Annotated in this window: 15 protein-coding genes; 9 read left to right on the plus strand and 6 right to left on the minus strand. The window is 35.9% G+C overall.

Annotated elements, in window-relative coordinates; all coding sequences use genetic code 11:
• The first annotated feature begins 271 nt into the window (after positions 1–271).
• The 4 genes from E0E36_RS15150 (at position 272) to E0E36_RS15165 (ending at position 6734) form a co-directional block, all read left to right on the plus strand.
• Positions 272–2596, plus strand: coding sequence for a TonB-dependent receptor domain-containing protein (locus E0E36_RS15150; RefSeq protein ID WP_165447000.1), 2325 nt, complete (start codon positions 272–274; stop codon positions 2594–2596).
• An 80-nt stretch (positions 2597–2676) separates the two neighbouring features.
• On the plus strand, positions 2677–3906 hold the full coding sequence (locus tag E0E36_RS15155) for a cytochrome P450 (protein WP_130856637.1): 1230 nt from the start codon (positions 2677–2679) through the stop codon (positions 3904–3906).
• Entirely contained in the window at positions 3872–4858 is a 987-nt protein-coding gene (locus E0E36_RS15160; RefSeq protein WP_130856638.1) for a hypothetical protein, read from the plus strand. The genes E0E36_RS15155 and E0E36_RS15160 overlap by 35 nt, the downstream gene beginning before the upstream one ends.
• Before the next feature lie 118 nt (positions 4859–4976).
• Positions 4977–6734 (plus strand): carbamoyltransferase N-terminal domain-containing protein, encoded by a 1758-nt coding sequence (locus tag E0E36_RS15165; protein ID WP_130856639.1) that lies wholly within the window; start codon positions 4977–4979, stop codon positions 6732–6734.
• 514 nt (positions 6735–7248) lie between these two features.
• Here the strand turns inward: E0E36_RS15165 and E0E36_RS15170 are convergent.
• Entirely contained in the window at positions 7249–8580 is a 1332-nt protein-coding gene (locus E0E36_RS15170) for a glycosyltransferase (protein WP_130856640.1), read from the minus strand.
• Positions 8581–8748: 168 nt separating this feature from the next.
• Here E0E36_RS15170 and E0E36_RS15175 point away from each other — a divergent pair, with 168 nt between their 5' ends.
• Complete coding sequence (locus tag E0E36_RS15175; protein WP_130856641.1) at positions 8749–10113, plus strand: MATE family efflux transporter; 1365 nt, start codon at positions 8749–8751, stop codon at positions 10111–10113.
• A 384-nt stretch (positions 10114–10497) separates the two neighbouring features.
• Here E0E36_RS15175 and E0E36_RS15180 read toward each other — a convergent pair whose 3' ends face one another.
• On the minus strand, positions 10498–11394 hold the full coding sequence (locus E0E36_RS15180; RefSeq protein WP_130856642.1) for a flavin reductase family protein: 897 nt from the start codon (positions 11392–11394) through the stop codon (positions 10498–10500).
• 541 nt (positions 11395–11935) lie between these two features.
• Between E0E36_RS15180 and E0E36_RS15185 the strand changes: the two genes are divergently transcribed.
• Complete coding sequence (locus E0E36_RS15185; protein ID WP_130856643.1) at positions 11936–12934, plus strand: HEPN domain-containing protein; 999 nt, start codon at positions 11936–11938, stop codon at positions 12932–12934.
• Positions 12935–12996: 62 nt separating this feature from the next.
• Here the strand turns inward: E0E36_RS15185 and E0E36_RS15190 are convergent, their stop codons facing one another.
• The 4 genes from E0E36_RS15190 to E0E36_RS27795 form a co-directional block, all read right to left on the minus strand.
• Positions 12997–13437 (minus strand): type II CBASS E2 protein, encoded by a 441-nt coding sequence (locus E0E36_RS15190; RefSeq protein ID WP_130856644.1) that lies wholly within the window; start codon positions 13435–13437, stop codon positions 12997–12999.
• The gene (locus E0E36_RS15195) at positions 13403–14578 is read right to left on the minus strand and encodes a nucleotidyltransferase domain-containing protein (protein WP_130856645.1); all 1176 of its coding nucleotides are present in this window, start codon (positions 14576–14578) and stop codon (positions 13403–13405) included. The genes E0E36_RS15190 and E0E36_RS15195 overlap by 35 nt, the downstream gene beginning before the upstream one ends.
• Before the next feature lie 2 nt (positions 14579–14580).
• Positions 14581–15345 carry an SMODS-associated NUDIX domain-containing protein gene (locus E0E36_RS15200; protein ID WP_130856646.1) on the minus strand — a complete coding sequence of 255 codons (765 nt, stop codon included), beginning with the start codon at positions 15343–15345 and terminating at the stop codon, positions 14581–14583.
• Positions 15346–15421: 76 nt separating this feature from the next.
• The gene (locus E0E36_RS27795; protein ID WP_165447001.1) at positions 15422–15595 is read right to left on the minus strand and encodes a hypothetical protein; all 174 of its coding nucleotides are present in this window, start codon (positions 15593–15595) and stop codon (positions 15422–15424) included.
• A gap of 158 nt (positions 15596–15753) precedes the next feature.
• On the opposite strand from E0E36_RS27795, the gene E0E36_RS15205 reads away from it, so the two are divergent.
• From E0E36_RS15205 to E0E36_RS15215, 3 genes are read left to right on the plus strand one after another with little or no spacing between them, the layout of a single operon-like run.
• Positions 15754–16401, plus strand: a complete 648-nt coding sequence (locus E0E36_RS15205; protein ID WP_130856647.1) for an RNA polymerase sigma factor — start codon at positions 15754–15756, stop codon at positions 16399–16401.
• Complete coding sequence (locus tag E0E36_RS15210) at positions 16391–16696, plus strand: hypothetical protein (RefSeq protein ID WP_130856648.1); 306 nt, start codon at positions 16391–16393, stop codon at positions 16694–16696. Before E0E36_RS15205 ends, E0E36_RS15210 begins: the two co-directional genes overlap by 11 nt.
• Positions 16686–17483, plus strand: coding sequence for an ImmA/IrrE family metallo-endopeptidase (locus E0E36_RS15215; RefSeq protein WP_130856649.1), 798 nt, complete (start codon positions 16686–16688; stop codon positions 17481–17483). Before E0E36_RS15210 ends, E0E36_RS15215 begins: the two co-directional genes overlap by 11 nt.
• The last annotated feature ends 1 nt before the right edge of the window (position 17484 follow it).

Below are 17484 nucleotides of genomic sequence, written 5' to 3' on the forward strand. Positions count from 1 at the left end.
TTTTTAATTTCCTTTGCCATTTTTAAGCTGTATCAATGATTAACTAAGCTTTTGATTGTTAAAAAGTTTCTCAGGTATACTTTGCCTAGACAAGGATGTTGTGCATAAATTCTTATTCCTTAGCTATTATAAATTAAACCTTGAAGCCATGATTCAAGCTAAAAATATTTTTCAACTTTTATTCAGATACAATGATCATTAGTAGTTTATGAAATGGATATTTAAACCTAACCAGTTTTCCCTACTTTTTATTTGCATTTTAACACTATGTGTGAAAATCAGCTACGGTCAGGTCCATGGCATTTTGAGAGATTCTTCGGACTTGCCAATCGTATATGCCAATTGCGAGTTGGCTAACGATAGCTTGAAGGTCCTGAATAAGGTTCAAACAGACTCTTTAGGAAGGTTTACATTTCAAGCAGTAAAAAAAGGGTTTTATACGCTAAAAATATCAATTATAGGATATGAACCAATGATATATCGGCAGCTTTACCTTGAACCGGGATCTGACCTGGGGATAATGTCCTTGAAATTAAGCAGCTTAATATTAAAGGAGGTTGACATCCAAGGAAAAAGGGAGCTCCTTGAATATGATGGACGGAAATTGATCCTTAATGTAGACCAAAGCCTAGCGTCTTCAGGTAACAATACCTTTGAATTATTACAAAGGATACCAGGAGTTACACTGGATAAACAAGGCAGTGTTTTAAAAATAAACGGTAAGGAAGGTGGATTAATTACCGTGAATGGCAGACAAACCTATTTATCCTTGCCCGATCTTATGAATATATTGCAGGGTATGAGTGCTAATACAATTTCTAAAGTGGAAGTAATCTCAGATCCGTCTTCTGATATGGATGCCTCTGGTAATGGTGGAATCATTAATATTATCCTTAAAGACAGAAGTGGCTTCGATAAAAAAAAGATCGGTTTTGGTCTGACTTCCGGTTATGGCCTTGGAGCTAAAGTTGGTCTGGATTTCAATTATGGAAATAACTTTAAGAAACTTTATTACTCATTTACCTATTCCGGGAATTATAATAATACAAGGGAATCGATGTATGTAAACAGAGATAATCGTTTTGAAAATACTGATTTCAGCCTTAATACTTTTTCGTTGCGGGAGCCAGTCTTCAAAAGTCATTCAGCCACCTTGGTTCTAAGCTACGACTTCAGTCCTAAATTACGAGTAAATGCCAATGCGCAATATTTCAACCGGCTATGGGAAATGGATGCAACCAACAGTTATACGGCCAACCATTCAAGCCCCTCCCAAATGATCGATCACGAAAGGGATCGCTGGTCCAATATACTGACTGGAATCGAAACAAACTATCAGTATGCTAAACAGGGGGCTTTAACCGCTAGTGTCGATTTTCTTAGTTACAGAAATAAGAATGACCACGATTATTCTTTTAAGGACCTTGATACACCCTATTCTGGGGAAACTAATATCATTGATAAACAAACGCCTATTAAGATAGTGGTTTTAAGCTTGGGAAATTCAAGTCAGCTTAGTAAAGGATTACATATAAAATTCGGCGTTAAAGGCTCGTTTTCCACATTTAATAATAACGTGCTAGACTATTTCCAAGATAATTCAGACCAGACTTCCATAGCGAACCTGAATGGAAAGGATGCTTTGCGGGAAAATATATTTGCCTCCTATTTGACATCCGAGTATGAGATAAGTAAACGCATAAAACTAAATGTTGGATTAAGATATGAGCATACTTCTTCAAAAATGGTTCGGAATGACACGACCACTTACTTTGACAACAGGTACGGTAATTTTTTTCCAGCTATCAGCTTTGACTATGCGTTTACCACGGAAAATCATTTCCATGCAGGATACGTTAGAAGAATTCAACGTCCGTCATTTGTTGACCTGGCTCCTTTTGTTTCGTTTATTGATCCTTTAACTTATGTTTCCGGTAACAGCTTTCTGGTGCCGGCGATTTTCGATAATTTTTCCATAGGGTTTTCATCAAAGATCCTGAATTTGTCTCTCGATTATTCGAACGGAAAAAATAATATCAATTATTTTCAACCCCAGTTTAATGAGCAAACGAATGTGTTTTCTCTCACACCAATAAATATTAACAATCTCAAAACTGTTACTTTCACAGCATCGCTTCCAATTAAAGTAGAAAATTGGTGGGAGGTCAATGCTAATAGTACCTATTCGTATAGTTTGGTGAAAACCGGTGACTCCGAAAATATTAGCTTGAATAAAAATTCAGTATTATTCAATATTTTAAACAGCCTTTCATTCCCGGCGGGATTCCGTTTCGAAACATCTTTCTTTCTGCAGATGCCCTCCCTTATAGGTCTGACCAAACGCCAAACCTATTGGGACTTGAGCTTGAGTCTACAGAAAAAAATAAGCAAAAGCTCCAGTTTAACTTTTACAGCCAACGATATCTTCAACAAAAATATATGGCTTGATAGAAATAGACTACCCATTGGGGACCTGACAGTGTTTCGCGGCTACAAAATGGAGACTCGGATATTTAGGCTCTCCTATAAATGGTCCTTTGGACTGGGTAAAATTATAGACAGGAACCACGTATCCGAAGAAAACCGAGTAAACTAATTTGTGGTTATGAGAAATTAAATAATTGGGTTGAATTCAAATATGTTCTAAAAATAACTTAAAAATTCTAAAAATAGCTTATGAGAGATTTTGTTTTATCGTCACCTGATTTTAACGCTATAAGGTATGGAGTATATAGAGAGCTTAGAGAAAAAGAACCAATATACTGGTATAGTAATATGAATTGTTGGTTGGTAACTAGATACGATGATATTATGAAATTATTAAAGTCTGATTTAGTTTCAACTAGTCACCTAGTTAATGACAAATTGCTCAATATAGAAAAACCAGATCCCAGTATAACAGAAATAACCAATGTTTTAAAAACTTGGATGATATACAATGAAGCCCCGGTGCATACAAAGTTCAGGAAATTTATGAACCATGTTTTTATAAACGAGAATATTCAAAAAGTTAAACCGCTTATTAAAGAGCTTGTCAGGAAAAGAATAGCTGAGTGCGATTTAAGAAATGGATTTGATTTTGTTAAATCTGTTGCCGACCCTATTTCTGCCGAGGTTTTAAGAATATTGATAGGATTAGAAGACATCGATCTTTCTAAATTTTTCGAGTGGTCAGATTCAATATCCATTTTTATGCAAGATTTCGTAGTTTCACCAACGCCTAATACACAAATTGCACAGGGTGCTGCAAAAAGCCTTCTTGAAATGAAATTAGCCTTTCTAGAGGCAATCGAGCGTCGAAAAACATCTCCAAAGTTGGATTTATTAAGTGGTTTAATTGAAGGGCTTAATAGTCCAATGAGTGATATTACAGAAGAACATCTAGTGCATCAATTAATCCATTTGATTTTTGGGGGACATAAAGTACCTCAGTATCTTTTAACAAATAGTCTTCATTGCCTTTTAACCAATCCAAGTGCTTATCATTTGCTTATAAACAACAATGAAAATTTTATTCCACTTCTAATTGAAGAAGTAATGAGGTTTGAAGCTCCTATTCAATTTATAACACGCCACGCAAAAGAAGATATACTCGTTCATGGAAAGAAAATACAAAAAGGAGATTCCATTTACTTAATGCTGGGTGCTGCTAATAGAGATGAAGCAGTCTTCGAAAATCCCGAGATATTTAATCTTGGAAAAAGAAATAAAAGACATATGTCATTTGGTGGAGGAATTCACGCTTGTCTTGCAGCAGCATTAGTAACAGAGGAGATAAAGGAAATATTTACACAATTTTTTAACGGGATCAGTGAGATTAAACCTCTTTATGATTTGAATAATCCTGTTTGGAGTAGTAATTCAACATTTCATGGAATCGAACAGCAACATATATCAATCATCTAGCTCCCCGACCATTACAAATATGATTAAAAGGTCGGTAATTTTCGGTGATTATCCAATAAGGGAGATTTATTTAAGTAAACACATCAAGCGTTTAAGCGAAATTCCACAATTACTTCCAATAAATTCTTTCCAAAACACGAGGAGTAGATATGTACATGTGAAAAATATGATAGATATTCTCAAGGTATTATCAAAACTGGACAACAACAAGAATATATATCGTGAATGTTTTTGGAACGATGTTGCAAAGGGAATATTTACGCACGATATTGGACATCCGCCATATGGGCATGCTGGCGAAAGAGCTATAGCAAAGTATTTAATGAATTACAGAAAGTTTTCAAATTCTATTCAATCAGAAAGGCTTTTATTTCATAGATACTCTAGTATAGGCCAAATAACAAATGAAAGAAATCTATTCGACACATTACCAGTTAAACCGTTTATTACATTCAGTGACAGTAAATTAGATTATAGTGTGTCGGTGTTTGTAGATTTTATTGACGATTTGGAAAATGCAGTTGGTGATTTACAAGATCTATGGATTGCGTTTGGTGATGATCGCGTGCGAAAGTTATTTAATAACCATTTTCGTGAAAGCGAAATTGAAGATAAAGTTAGTAAAATATGTATAGAATATCTTGTCTATAAATGCCCTGCACTTAACATGAGTCATTTATATAATAGCATCGTGTCAGATTTGAGTGATATTCACACTGAATTGAAATATTTAAAAAGTCATATTCGATTATTTTCTGATAGATATGAGTGTATTGCACATTATGATATGGTTGGAGAAGAAGTCATTTCTAGAATTCTAAACTACACCGAAAACATGTTAAAAAAAACAGAGTATGTGTCTTGTGAAGAAAATATTAAAGTTATTACAACTGATATTGTTGTATCTATGTCCTTAGCAGAGGTTGAAAAGAATATAAAATACAACTGTTGAGATTTGAAAAAAGTATAAAGTGGTCATTTTAGTTGTACTGCCGGCACTATTCAAACGTGGTTCTCAATTGTCCTATAAAGTATAAACTTTTTCAATACGAAATATTATTTTAAAAAATATGGTTATTTGCGGAATTAAATTAACACATGATGGAGCGGTAGCTCTTATTGATAATGGAAAATTGATTTTTTCTTATGAAATGGAAAAACTTGATAATATGCCGAGGCACTCGGACTTTTCAATCACACTAGAAAAGGTAGAAGATATTTTATCATCACACGGGTATAGTTTGAAGGAGATTGATAGATTGGTTTTAGATGGATGGGATTTCTATACCATAAATGCACACCTGTCTGCTGAACAGCGTGAGAAGCTGTCCTTTAAAATAACTATAGATGCAGAAAATTCGATGGTAATTGACAAAATTGCTGAATATGGACATTTTGTAGGAGAAACAGAAAATATTTTAAAGCAGGAAAATTTTGAAGTTACCGCTTACAGCTTAGCTTATAATAGTTACAAACATGTTTCCAGTCATGTTTTTGCTGCTTATTGTACAAGTCCGTTCGCAAAGAGGGGGGAAGATTCATATATTTTAGTATGGGATGGTGGGATGCCTCCACAGCTGTTTTATTACAGATATAATGAAAATACTGTAGAGAACTTGGGCCCCCTTTTCCCCTTTATGGGATATATGTATATAATTTTTTCTCAGGAATTTGAACCATTTAATTTATTAAAGAAAGGGGATCTATCGGTGGCTGGTAAAGTCATGGCCTATGTTGCTTTGGGAAAACTTGATACTATGGTTATGGATAAGTTTAGGGAAATCTATACTGAATTGATTGAGGATGTCGAATACTTAACCATGAATATCGATCGTGTAATGAAAATTACTGCTGACTTTATCAGACAATCTAAAGAATTTTGCGATTCGAAAAAGATCTTACATGCAAATATGCTGGCTACATTCCAAGTTTTTCTGCAGGAACTATTGATTGAAAACCTAGAACAAAAGGTAAGAGAGACACCCGATCTGATGAAAAATCTATGTTTTTCGGGCGGTAGTGCGCTAAATATTAAATGGAACAGCGGAATACGGAAAAGCAGCATCTTTAATGAGACCTGGGTTCCTCCTTTTCCTAATGACGCAGGGTGTGCTATTGGCGCAGCATGTTGTGAAATGATTGTTAGTGATAATTTAAAGGCCTTGGAATGGAGTGTATATAGTGGCCCCCCAGTAATGGAAAGTAACCTAACAGAATCAGAATATCTATCCAAAGATTGTACACTGGAAGAACTGGCTAATATATTGTTTAAATACAACGAACCAGTAGTCTTTATCAATGGATCTGCAGAAATGGGCCCAAGATCTCTCGGAAATAGAAGTCTTCTTTCACCCGCTGTTAGTCCTGATATGAAGAAAATGCTGAACAAAATGAAAGGGCGTGAAGATTATCGTCCAGTAGCCCCAATATGTATGGAGGAAAATGCTATGGAAGTATTTGATCCTGGGGTGCCAGATCCTTACATGTTGTATGAGCATATAGTCAGAATAGGCTGGAAAGATAAAGTTCCGGCAATTTGTCACTTGGATGGAACAGCCAGGCTTCAAACAGTAAATAAAGATCAGAATCCCGTAATCTATGAATTGCTTTCCCATTATAAAAAATTAAGCGGAATTCCGTTATTATGTAATACAAGCGCAAATTTTAATGGTAAAGGATTCTTTCCGGACATAAAAAGCGTAATGGAATGGGGCAAGGCTGATTTTATCTGGAATAACGGCCGTATTTATTTTAAGAAAGATTCCGCGTATTCTAAAATTTTATCAAAAACGAATCAATGTTGTGTGACAAATACTGACAATGAATAGTTTAATTAGTAATCCGTCAAAAAAGGAGAGGTAAAATCAAGGTTTGGATTTAGATGATCGAAGATAAGTGTTTTTTCTACACTTTCCGCGTTCAACAAGTGATCAAATGTGCATAATTGGAGGCCATAATAGTTATCTGTGACTTCATAAACTGCCTTGAAGTACTTGTCTATCGCTTTTGTGCTGATCAAATTTAAAAAAACAAATACCACGAAGTAGATGAACACTGTCCTTCACATACCTGCTATTTTTCCTGTGCTTTCCTTAGCGATTTTATTCCAGAAAACGCATTGGTCAATGGCAAATTGCTTGGTCAATTTATGGCACTGTTTCCAAACCTTGATATATTATTCGAATGGCAATATGAATTTAAAAATCTTAAAGGTCGAGCGGTTGCCAGCCAACTAAAATTCCACACGATATGCACTTTATTAGAGTTTCACATTTTCTTTAAATATTTCCTTTTGGGGATTTAGAAGTGTAGCATCCAAATCAAAAAGCATTATTTTAGATTTTAGTGGCTCTGGTTAAACTGGTTGATGAAATTTGATAGTCCATATGAATAATTCTTAACCAAGTCAAACCTTTCATCCGGTAAATTTGATTCTGATGTCTGGCGCTCCTTGGCAATGCAATTTCCATTGTCCATGAGGGTGGTATTTAAATCATCGGCCAATTCCAAATAATTTTCAGGCGAAAAGGGTTTGGTTTTGTTTTTTCCGTTTAATACTTCCTCGAAGGTAGGTATACGGCTATACATGATGAAAACATTAGGATGCCTAAAGGCAAGCGCTTCCAATGAACTAAGACCAAAGGTCTCAAATCTCGACGCAAGAATCACACATTTCGTCCGGTCGTATTTTAAGACCACCAATGGCAGTTGTTCATCAAATTGAGTGATAAGTGTGCAATGTTCTGGTGATAACTGACCTTTTAGTCCATTAATTTCATCTGTATAGGAGTTTATGGCTGTGCTATCGGGGCAAAGAAGTACAAGATGAGCATTATTATTTAATGGGCTATTTTTCTTGTAGCTGATAAAGGCCTTCAGAATCGTGTCGATACCTTTGGCATAAGCACATCTTGCCCAAGAGAACACAAGGGGTCTGTCCTGGGGGATATTGTATTTCTTCAACACGCTCATTTTATCTGCGGGAATCCTGAATTTGCCAGATCGCAAAAAGATACCAGAGTATAACGAAACCAGCTGTTCTTCTTTACAAAAAAAGACGTCCGAAAGAGCGCTTTTTGTCAATTCGCTTAAATATGCAATTTTGTGTCCGTTTTTTAAAAGCGTATTGATACTTTCCTTTTCATATTGGAGTTTGTCCGATTGTATATGATCGTCGAAAATAGAAGATAAACTATGAGGCACCCAACAAAGATGTATGTTGGCGTGTAATATGAACTTGGATACATTGGCGAATAAGGTGTCGTGGCACAGTACAAAAATTTTATTGTAACCGCCAAGACGAGATAATAAATTCAGCGATGAAGCAGCGGATATAGATGCGCTTTCCCACTGAGTCTTTATCGGCACGTGGTCGTTCCCCCGCCATGAATTTGTATGAGCCTCCCCATGGCACATGGTCGGTAAGTATATAACATCGCCTTCGTTACGCCTGCATATTTCCGAAACGTCGTTCAATACACGCGAACTATATCGGCTATCATTCATATTGAAATATGGGGTAAACGCAAAGAGATCAAAGTCATGTTCGCCAAATGAGCTTTTGATTTCATCGTAAGCTTCAAAAAAGGAATAAACAATGGTTCCAACGCCGGAGTAAATTGTTGATATACCGTCAATTGCCAGGACGACAAACGCATTTTTCTTTTTCTTCATATTTAATAATTTAGGATAATATCAATGTATGGCTAATATACAGTTTATACTGCAACAAGCAATTGATATTTAACTTTTTTTAAAGCCGTCTAACCTAACCAAGTTAAAATTTGATTTTTATTATCTTTCAGTTATAAAAAATTAAGTTACTTTTGTTAAAATCGAAATATGAATAAGCACGATCAAATAGAGATGATCCTTAATGAATCAACATGGAAGGTCGTGTACAAGCTATCTTTGCCAAGCATAATTGGGTTGCTGATGGTTGGCTTAAATTCATTTGTTGACGCTGTGTTTATTGGCAAGCTACTTGGAGAAGAGGCGCTGATCGGAGCGTCTATAGCATTGCCGCTTACCCAAATCCAGTTTGGGATCGGAGTAATGGTCGGCTCTGGTGTTGCATCAATATTAAGTATTGCTATAGGTGCATCGGATTTGAAAACTCAGCAAAAAATCTGGGGAACGATGATCTGGTTGATCTTTATTTTGTCGGTTATTACCATGTTGATGACCATTAATTTTTCGTCAACGCTTTTATCGTTTATCGGTGCATCGGGTAGAAATTTAGAGGAGGGAAAAAGATATTACGATTGTTATTCTCTCGGAACGTTTATTATTGTTTTCGCTATAGCTGGAAACATGTTAATCAGAGGAGAAGGTAAGCTTAAAGAATCTATGATATTTTCCAGTATTTCATTTTTAATCAATATCGCCCTTAATCCGATATTTATAAAAACATTCAACATGGGCATTGCTGGCTCCGCCATTGCAACAATTGTAGCGAATCTTTTTTTAGGTGCTACCACTATTTATTATTATTCCACTAATAAATCCTCCATAATAAGCGATATCAGAAGTTTGAAATGTGATTTCCGTGTCATGAGAGATATTGTTAAAACAGGTTTTTCAGCGTTTGCGATGTCGGTTGTTTCCGTATTTCAGGGGATGGTCCTATACTTTTATATTGACAAATATGGTTCCAGCAGAGATTTGCTGGTATATGGCGTTACCAACAGGGTGGCAACATTCTCCAGTATGCCAGCAATTGGCTTAATGAGGGCGATGCAACCTGCAATAGGTATAAACTTCGGGGCTAAAAAGTTCGAAAGACTAAAATCACTATTCATCAAATTTTCTATTACGGGTATGCTTATTTTAGGGGGGGTGGCATTGATTGTACTTTTTCTTAAAGAAGATGTATTTGCGTTAACAACGCGAAATTTCGAATTAAGACAGGATGAAATTACAAACTATATGATTTTAGTAATGCCATTATTAACTATTACTATGTTTTATATGGGTACTGGTTTTTTTCAGGCGATCCGCTTAGGTAATACCGCAACCGTAATTGTTCTGCTACGGCAAATATTCTTATTTATGCCAATTTTAATATGGTTTAGCCACTATTACGGCGTAACTGGAGTTTTTACAGCGTTAAGTTTCACGGAAATTTTGATCTCTTTCATCTGCCTCATTCTCGTGTATATGAAACTACATGACATACTTAAAAGAATAGATCCCTTTGATCAATAAGTATTTTCAACCTTTAATGTTCGATGAGGAATTTACGGATGATTTCAGATTTCTTAAATAGGTCATTATATCGTTTTGGGACCTATGCCCTAGCTGCATCGTATACGCATAATTGTGCTTAACTATTTTATAAATTACTTCAGCAAGATCTTTTATATGAATTATCCGATGGATGAAATTGATGGGTTTCGGTAGAAGTAAGAATTGATTTGCTTTCAATCTGCCTATGATGAAATTAAAACGCGCGGTTCCGGATGTTACAGAGAAGATACTTGTCCAACATTGAAACAAGTGACTATGGATTATTTTAGTTAACAGGGAGATAGTAAAGATAATGCCGCCGATAAATCTTAGGACAATCAATCCTGAATACAACTCTACAAGTTATATCAACAACACTTTCCAGGCATCCATTACACGACCTTTATCTAATAAATGCTTGGCTTTTAAATGTAGGTGAATGGCGCGGGTGTGGCTGTCAATGGTAGCATCAAGCAATTCTTTCATTTCATCGGTTTTGCTAAAGGCTTCTACCTCCTCATCGGATGGTAGATTTTTAACAAGCCCCAATAGTCCCAAATCATTCCCCGTTAATACATTGGAGTTTTTAACCTCTTTAGGAAAAGCATCTACGCCGATACCTATTCCAGTAGAATCAATTGGTTTTGCAATTTTAAATAAACTATCACCGGTTACCCTACAATACCAATCACCCCCTAAACGAGCCACGAGATCTATTTTATGAGGGTCTATTTTGCCATAGGCATCCAAAATATCTTCATTGATATGAATCCGTTTCACCTCTGCAATAACCAAATTACCTGCCCCTCCGTTTTTCCCTAACGATATAACATCATTCACTACACATTCCAATTGAACAGTCGATTCCGCTACCCTAGGTGGCTTTACCGTCTCCGAAGCCAATTCAGTAAACCCTGCTTTCGAAAACTCATTTACTCCTCTTGGATAATCTTTGCTAGTTAAATAGGTCTGTTGAACCATATCATAGCTCACAACATTAATCACACATTGGGGTATTTCCAAAACGTTTTCAAGCGTATGCTTAGCGGTGTTATCCCGCATCCTGCTTGTCGGCGAAAAAACGCATATCGGTGGATTGATACTAAACACATTAAAAAAACTAAACGGACTTAAATTAACCTCGCCGTTTTTATCAACAGTGGATACAAAACATATCGGCCGGGGCGCAATGGCATAGTGCAAATAACCTTGCATCTCCGTCGATGTTAATGATGACGTATCAAAAGTTTTTAACCTCATTCAAATTTTTATTAACGTGAGTTTGGAATAAAAAAGTAAACAAAAGGTATGGTTTCTGCTTGCAAATGATCGACAACATTCATTAACAAATACCAAAATCCTGCGCTTAGAGATAAAATTACAGAAATTTCTGTAAACATTGTTGACTTTTGGAAAAACAGTTTATAGAGGACCATTCTTTAGGAAAACGAAATAGAAAAGTTGGTTCGTGCAATAGGAAGATCATAACCAGAATATCGCATTCATTATGATTGATATTTCATACTGGTGCAACCTGATCAATTGTTTTATTTGACTCATAGGACTCTTTTTTCGGCATCGAGGATCTCCTGTTTGGTGATGACCTTAAACAAACCAAAAAACCTAGAAGGGTCAGTATGCGTCGGATTGGTATGTACTTAGCTCATTTAAACGAACTTACGCTTTCGATTTACTAACGGATTATGGAGTCAATTTCTTCCGGGATACTTAGTAATTTTGTCCATAAAGGATTATTATGGAGATCTTGGAAACACTATCTTTGAATATCAAAATGCTTTAGATGTATATAGCTATAGTGGCCCCCAATCGATACTTACAGATTCTCGAAGATGAAAAGACATTTTCTTTCGAAAATATTCTTATTACTAATGAACATAAGTACTTGGATGAATGGTTTGAAAGAGAAACATTACGAAAAGAAGCGGGCGAATATTTGAAACGACAACTTTATAATGGTGCATATGCTTTCACAGTGCTAAGGCTGTCGGAAATTAGAAGCTACGAAGATATCCCACAACTGGTTTTCGATTTTCAAGTAAGATTGAATAGCTTCTTCAACTTCTTATGGTTTCTAGAGGATAGCAATATATTTTTTCCCGAAACGTTTTTTATCAAGATTGATGAAGGTAAGGTTATTAGGAATTATAACACCTTTAGCCCGAAAAGGGCAGATTTTACTCAAAAAGTCACATTACTTAACGAGAAGAAGTTCAATGATCTTCTTACTTTTTATAAGACCAGCAATAACCTTTTATTACCAAACCTGGACATAATTCCGAAAGAAAAAAGAAAGCACTTACAAGGGTACAATCTAAACGACATAAGCCTAAATAAGTTGAGTAGAATTCACAAAGCAAAGCTGTTTCTGGACAAGATACGGGAAGAAATATATGTTATTCTAAGGATTGCACTTTGCATATCGCTTCTTGAAAACCTATTCAACGGTGGGGGTGAGAAGATAAGCAAAATGGTGTGTCAACGGGCTGCTTGCTATATTGGAGCAGAAACGATTGGCAAAATAAAAGAAAATGAAAGATTGATAAATAAAGCTTACGACATACGTTCTAAATACTTTCACGGACAGTCGCTTAAAAGCGCTAAAGAATTCAAGCAGCAACAAGAAATTCTTATAAAACTTGAGAACATAATTCGTACTATCTTCAATAAACTAATTGGAGAAAAAGGCGGTCTATTTCTAGAAACAGACAAGATTGTTTTTAACTTCACCTTTAATGAAATGACACAAAAGATATTTCCTGTACAGCAAGATTTGGCTTAACAGAACCCCGTATTGTGTTAACACATTTTATTCGTCCTATATTTATAATGAGTCAGACTCTTTCAGTGTTTAATTTCTTTACCCAACCAAACTCCGTATTTTTTCCACTGTTCATAAAAAACAATCCATTCGCTTATCCATGGAATAATCTTAAAAAGAGGTATGATTTGAAATGCCGGCTTATCAATCACAGGATGATATAAACACAAAGAGAGATCTCGGTACAAATGGATTTCTTTATTATATTTAATAGTTTTATCGTCTATATATATTCTATCATATCTATGGTTATGAAATGGAGAATATGAGAGCAAAATACTGTAGTTTTTGCTCCCGATACTTAGTTGTCCCTTACCTATCAAAGACTTTGATTTGGGATTGATATATAGCTCTAACCAATCGAAATATTTTTCCATCAGTATCTTTTGAACGTAGAGGAATATATACCAGTCTTTCTGGTGATTTTTTCTAATATTCTCCTCCAAAATTGTGATGAGCTCCATTTTTTAATCCTGTGTCCGTGTTAATATTGCCTTTCGCATTTGTATAAGCCGAGCCACCAATGATTAACCCACTGGATCTGGCAAGTGGATTATTAGTCGATTTCGAGAACCTTCTAAATTGCTCGTTCAATGATTTCTTATAGACCCCCTCTCCAAATAGCTCAATGTAGTCTTCTTTACTGGTTTCAAAAGAGTCTTTCAAGTTTTGCCATTTTTTGTAAAAATCAGTAACAAAGCTGTAGAAGCTCTCGTAATGTTGGCTAGTCCAAGAGTCAGTAAAATCCTCTTCCGGATTCACCGGGTTTAGAACCTTAAATTTGTATCCTCTGTTTACAGCCTCTGTATAATTAGATTTAATTCTTGATACTATATTATCTATAGCCTCATAAATTGAGCTTTCACCCTGATAAAATTGCGCAGTTAGAGTTGTGATGACAACACTGGAAACCCTATAATCTCGATTCTGGAAATAGATATCCCGATATCTTTTTAGCAATTGAACTGCCCTTTGTAAAGGGGTTTTCAGGTACATTTCTTTAGGTAATTCCTCTGTCTCTATTTGAGCCTTTAATAAGACATCTGCATATTTTCTCAACATCGGTTCTTTTACAGAGTTAGCAATTCCTAAAAACCAACCAGAAAATCCTTTTGGGTTTCCGGAGGACCAGTTTCTGAGGGCCTTTTCCGGAATTTTTATCATTTCCTTTTCAAAATAGTTTGGCATGCAAGCAGGGAGGATATCCATGTGAAAATCGCTTTTATAGTTTAAGCGGACACATCTTTTTTTCTTCTCCATTATGGATTTGTAATAAGCGTGCTTTTCCAGGGCTTTTACCAAAGCATTGTAGATTTGCTCTGGAGTATGATTGTAATACGGATCGTAGATATGGAGTACTACATCCAAATCAAAATCTTCCTCATTAATAGGGCGTACAGTTGTCCCGATTCGTTTGGAGCCTTGAGCGTACACCTCGATTATAAGGCCATCAAAAAATTCTTCATCCTTTTTCAGCAGTTCCGCAACGGCATTATAAGCCGACTCCATGCGCTCCAGCCTAGTTTTATCTAGTTGTAATTCTTGGGCAATTCTTGCCAAAAGTTCTTCTCTTTGGAGAATATAGTTGTCAAATATGTCTATCATCGCTAAAAATCTTTGTTAATTAATAATTTGGTATGTTGCCCTATACGAGCAATTTGCTTATCTCCGCTCATTAACCTGAGTTGTTCTATATCATCACAACTTACAATTGCATAACCCTGGGATAGATCATTCTCTTGTTTGGAAAGGCCAATAAGTGCTTCCTTCTGCTCCTCGTTCGGCAATAATTCAAAAACATCGAACGTCAATATCTCATAACAGCTGAAGTAATCGCTCCAGGATAAGTTCTTTGAATATCTCCTAATATGTTTGTGGTTGAAGTGCTGGAAAATTTGAGGATCGAGAATACCCGTATCCAGTAGTTCCTCCTTGAACTCTCTTCGAGGCTCCGTTTCCCTTTCTCCACCTGCTTCAAACCAGTTCAACACATCGACTACATTTTTCCCTTTAACCGTAAAACGTAAGTCTGAAGAGCTTTTTTCGTCCACATTAAGACCATTTTTGGAATTATCGGGCTTATATCCCCATTTATTGAACAGACGATCGTCGCCATACCGCTTATAAGCACCACCGACCGGCTGAAGTTGATTCTCAATCCTGCGATTTAACACCAATAGGTATTTGTTGGTGTCAGGTATCTGAATTTTATACAGACCACTCATTGAAAAACGAATGTCCTTATTTTTATATTTTCCATATTTCGTCTTGAAAAATACTTTTAAATGATTGCGGTTCTCCCACGCAATTGTTGCTCCTTTTGTAAGGATTGGCTTCGTTAACGCCACTACCGATGTAAAAATCTCTGCCATAGGCTTTAGAATTTAGTTTTTAAATAAAGGGGCGTTTCACCCCCCTTTCTGTTTTCAGTGACCGAGCAAATAAGGATTATTTTTCTTTACGTACTCCTTTGAAAGGCTTGCTGTTAGTGGTTTTCATATCCATGAACCTACCAGTATTTGTATCTCGTTTGATCCATGAATCCGTTTTCGGATTATAAGTCTGAGAGCGCTCTTTAACAGCTCCTTTCCTTGCGTTGTCTTTTGGTGGATTTGTTGCCATCTTAAAATAAATTATATTGAACATATTCCTTTAACTTATTGGTGTAAAGGATTTACCCCGAAACAAAACATGTTTCATAAGTATAAAGGGAAAACCGTGACATAGAGATTAATTTTGTAATTTGTCACGGAATTTTATTATGTATTTACATTGCATAGATGACAATAGAAGAAATAGAAGATATATTACTGGTCATTTCTGAAAAATTGAATGATGAAGATTCAGCTGTAGCAGCCTTTACAACTTTGTACCATGACTACAGTAAGTTTTTAAATTCGGTTGTTTCAAGAGCATTGAAAAACAGTGGCATCTATGATGAACAGATATTGAATACGGTGGTAAACAATACATTCTATAAGCTGTACGAAAACCCCTTGATTTTTTCCTTTCCGGAGAAAGCGGTTGATGACAAAGGGTTTAAGGCCTGGCTGTCCAGAGTTGCTAAAAATGAATTTAAACGGCTTTTAGCCGAATATTATAAAGATACTGTTTCGTTGGAAAAGATGAGTTCTGAACCAGCGATTGAGAGCGATGAATTAGCAGAGGATCTTTTTGCCAATGTCAATTTTAAAGTATTGGATGAAGCGTTAAATATGCTATCAGAACGAGATAAGCATATACTTCTAACATTGTATCTATACTATGAGGAAGGCAAGAAAACACCATCTGATGTTTTAAAGATGTTGTGCAAAATTTACGATACCACACCTGTGAATATCAGAAAGATTAAAGAACGAAGTGAAAAAAAGATAGTGGAATACTTTTCAAAACATACTCAATTAACACCTCTGAAACATGCCAAATAAAAAAAAGATAATCGATTTATTTCAGTCGAAGGGGTTGCTTTTTCCAGAGACTGAGAAGGAAGTTGAGGAATTTGAATTATTCAACCCTGTTAATAATGAAAGTCCAGCAGACTGGGAGGCTCCCGAACAAATCATAAAAAGAGGACTTCAAAAATTACAGCAAATCAAATTTGTGAGTGAAGATTCTTTGAGCGAAGAGATAGAGGAATTACGAATGGTCGCCAGAAAGGGAAACAATCTACCTCAGCATGTTATTGATAAAATGAAGGCAAAGCACAGAAAGGATGATAAATAATACGCCTTTACATCATATTAAAGAGCTTGCCGAATATATTGCATTGCAGTATGAAGAAAAAATCACTCCTGTAAATCGAATTGCAAACCATGAGGAGCTGGAGCTCTTTTACGATGCGTATGATAAGGGAACATTTGATGGAATGACTGTCTACACAGACAACCGCTTTTACATCCACTTGAATACAGATAACGGTAATAGAGAAGATACCGAGAGAGGACGGTTTACACTGGCTCATGAATTGGGTCACTATTTTATAGATGCTCATCGAATAGGGCTAAAAAAAGGAATATTAGAACCACACCCTTCAATAATCAATAGAAAGCAGTTTAATTCCATCGAAAGGGAGGCAGACTATTTTGCATCCTGTCTTTTGATGCCTGAATCAAGATTTAAACAAGATGTTTTCAAAAAGAAATTCAGCTTTCAATTGATCGACAATTTGTGCACTCAATATAAAGTTAGCAGAACAGCCTGTGCGTTCCGTTTTGCCCAAATAGGTAATCATCCAATTATGATCGTATACGCGGAATGTGGAATAGTTAAATGGAAATTGGAAAGCGATGACTTCCCTTATAAGTGGCTACTTAATGATAAGAATGTACCTGCAAATACAGTTATGGGGGAATACTTCACGCAATCAAATACACGAGACATATACAAAACTGAGCAGGTTTGGGCGATGGATTGGTTTAACTATGTCAAAGACAGAGACACGGGAAGGGCTTTTTATGAGCATTGTATTCCTTATAAGGATAAGGCTCTAAGTATTATTTGGGAAGATTAAA

This window comes from Olivibacter jilunii, from assembly GCF_900607235.1.
GTDB lineage: Bacteria > Bacteroidota > Bacteroidia > Sphingobacteriales > Sphingobacteriaceae > Olivibacter > Olivibacter oleidegradans.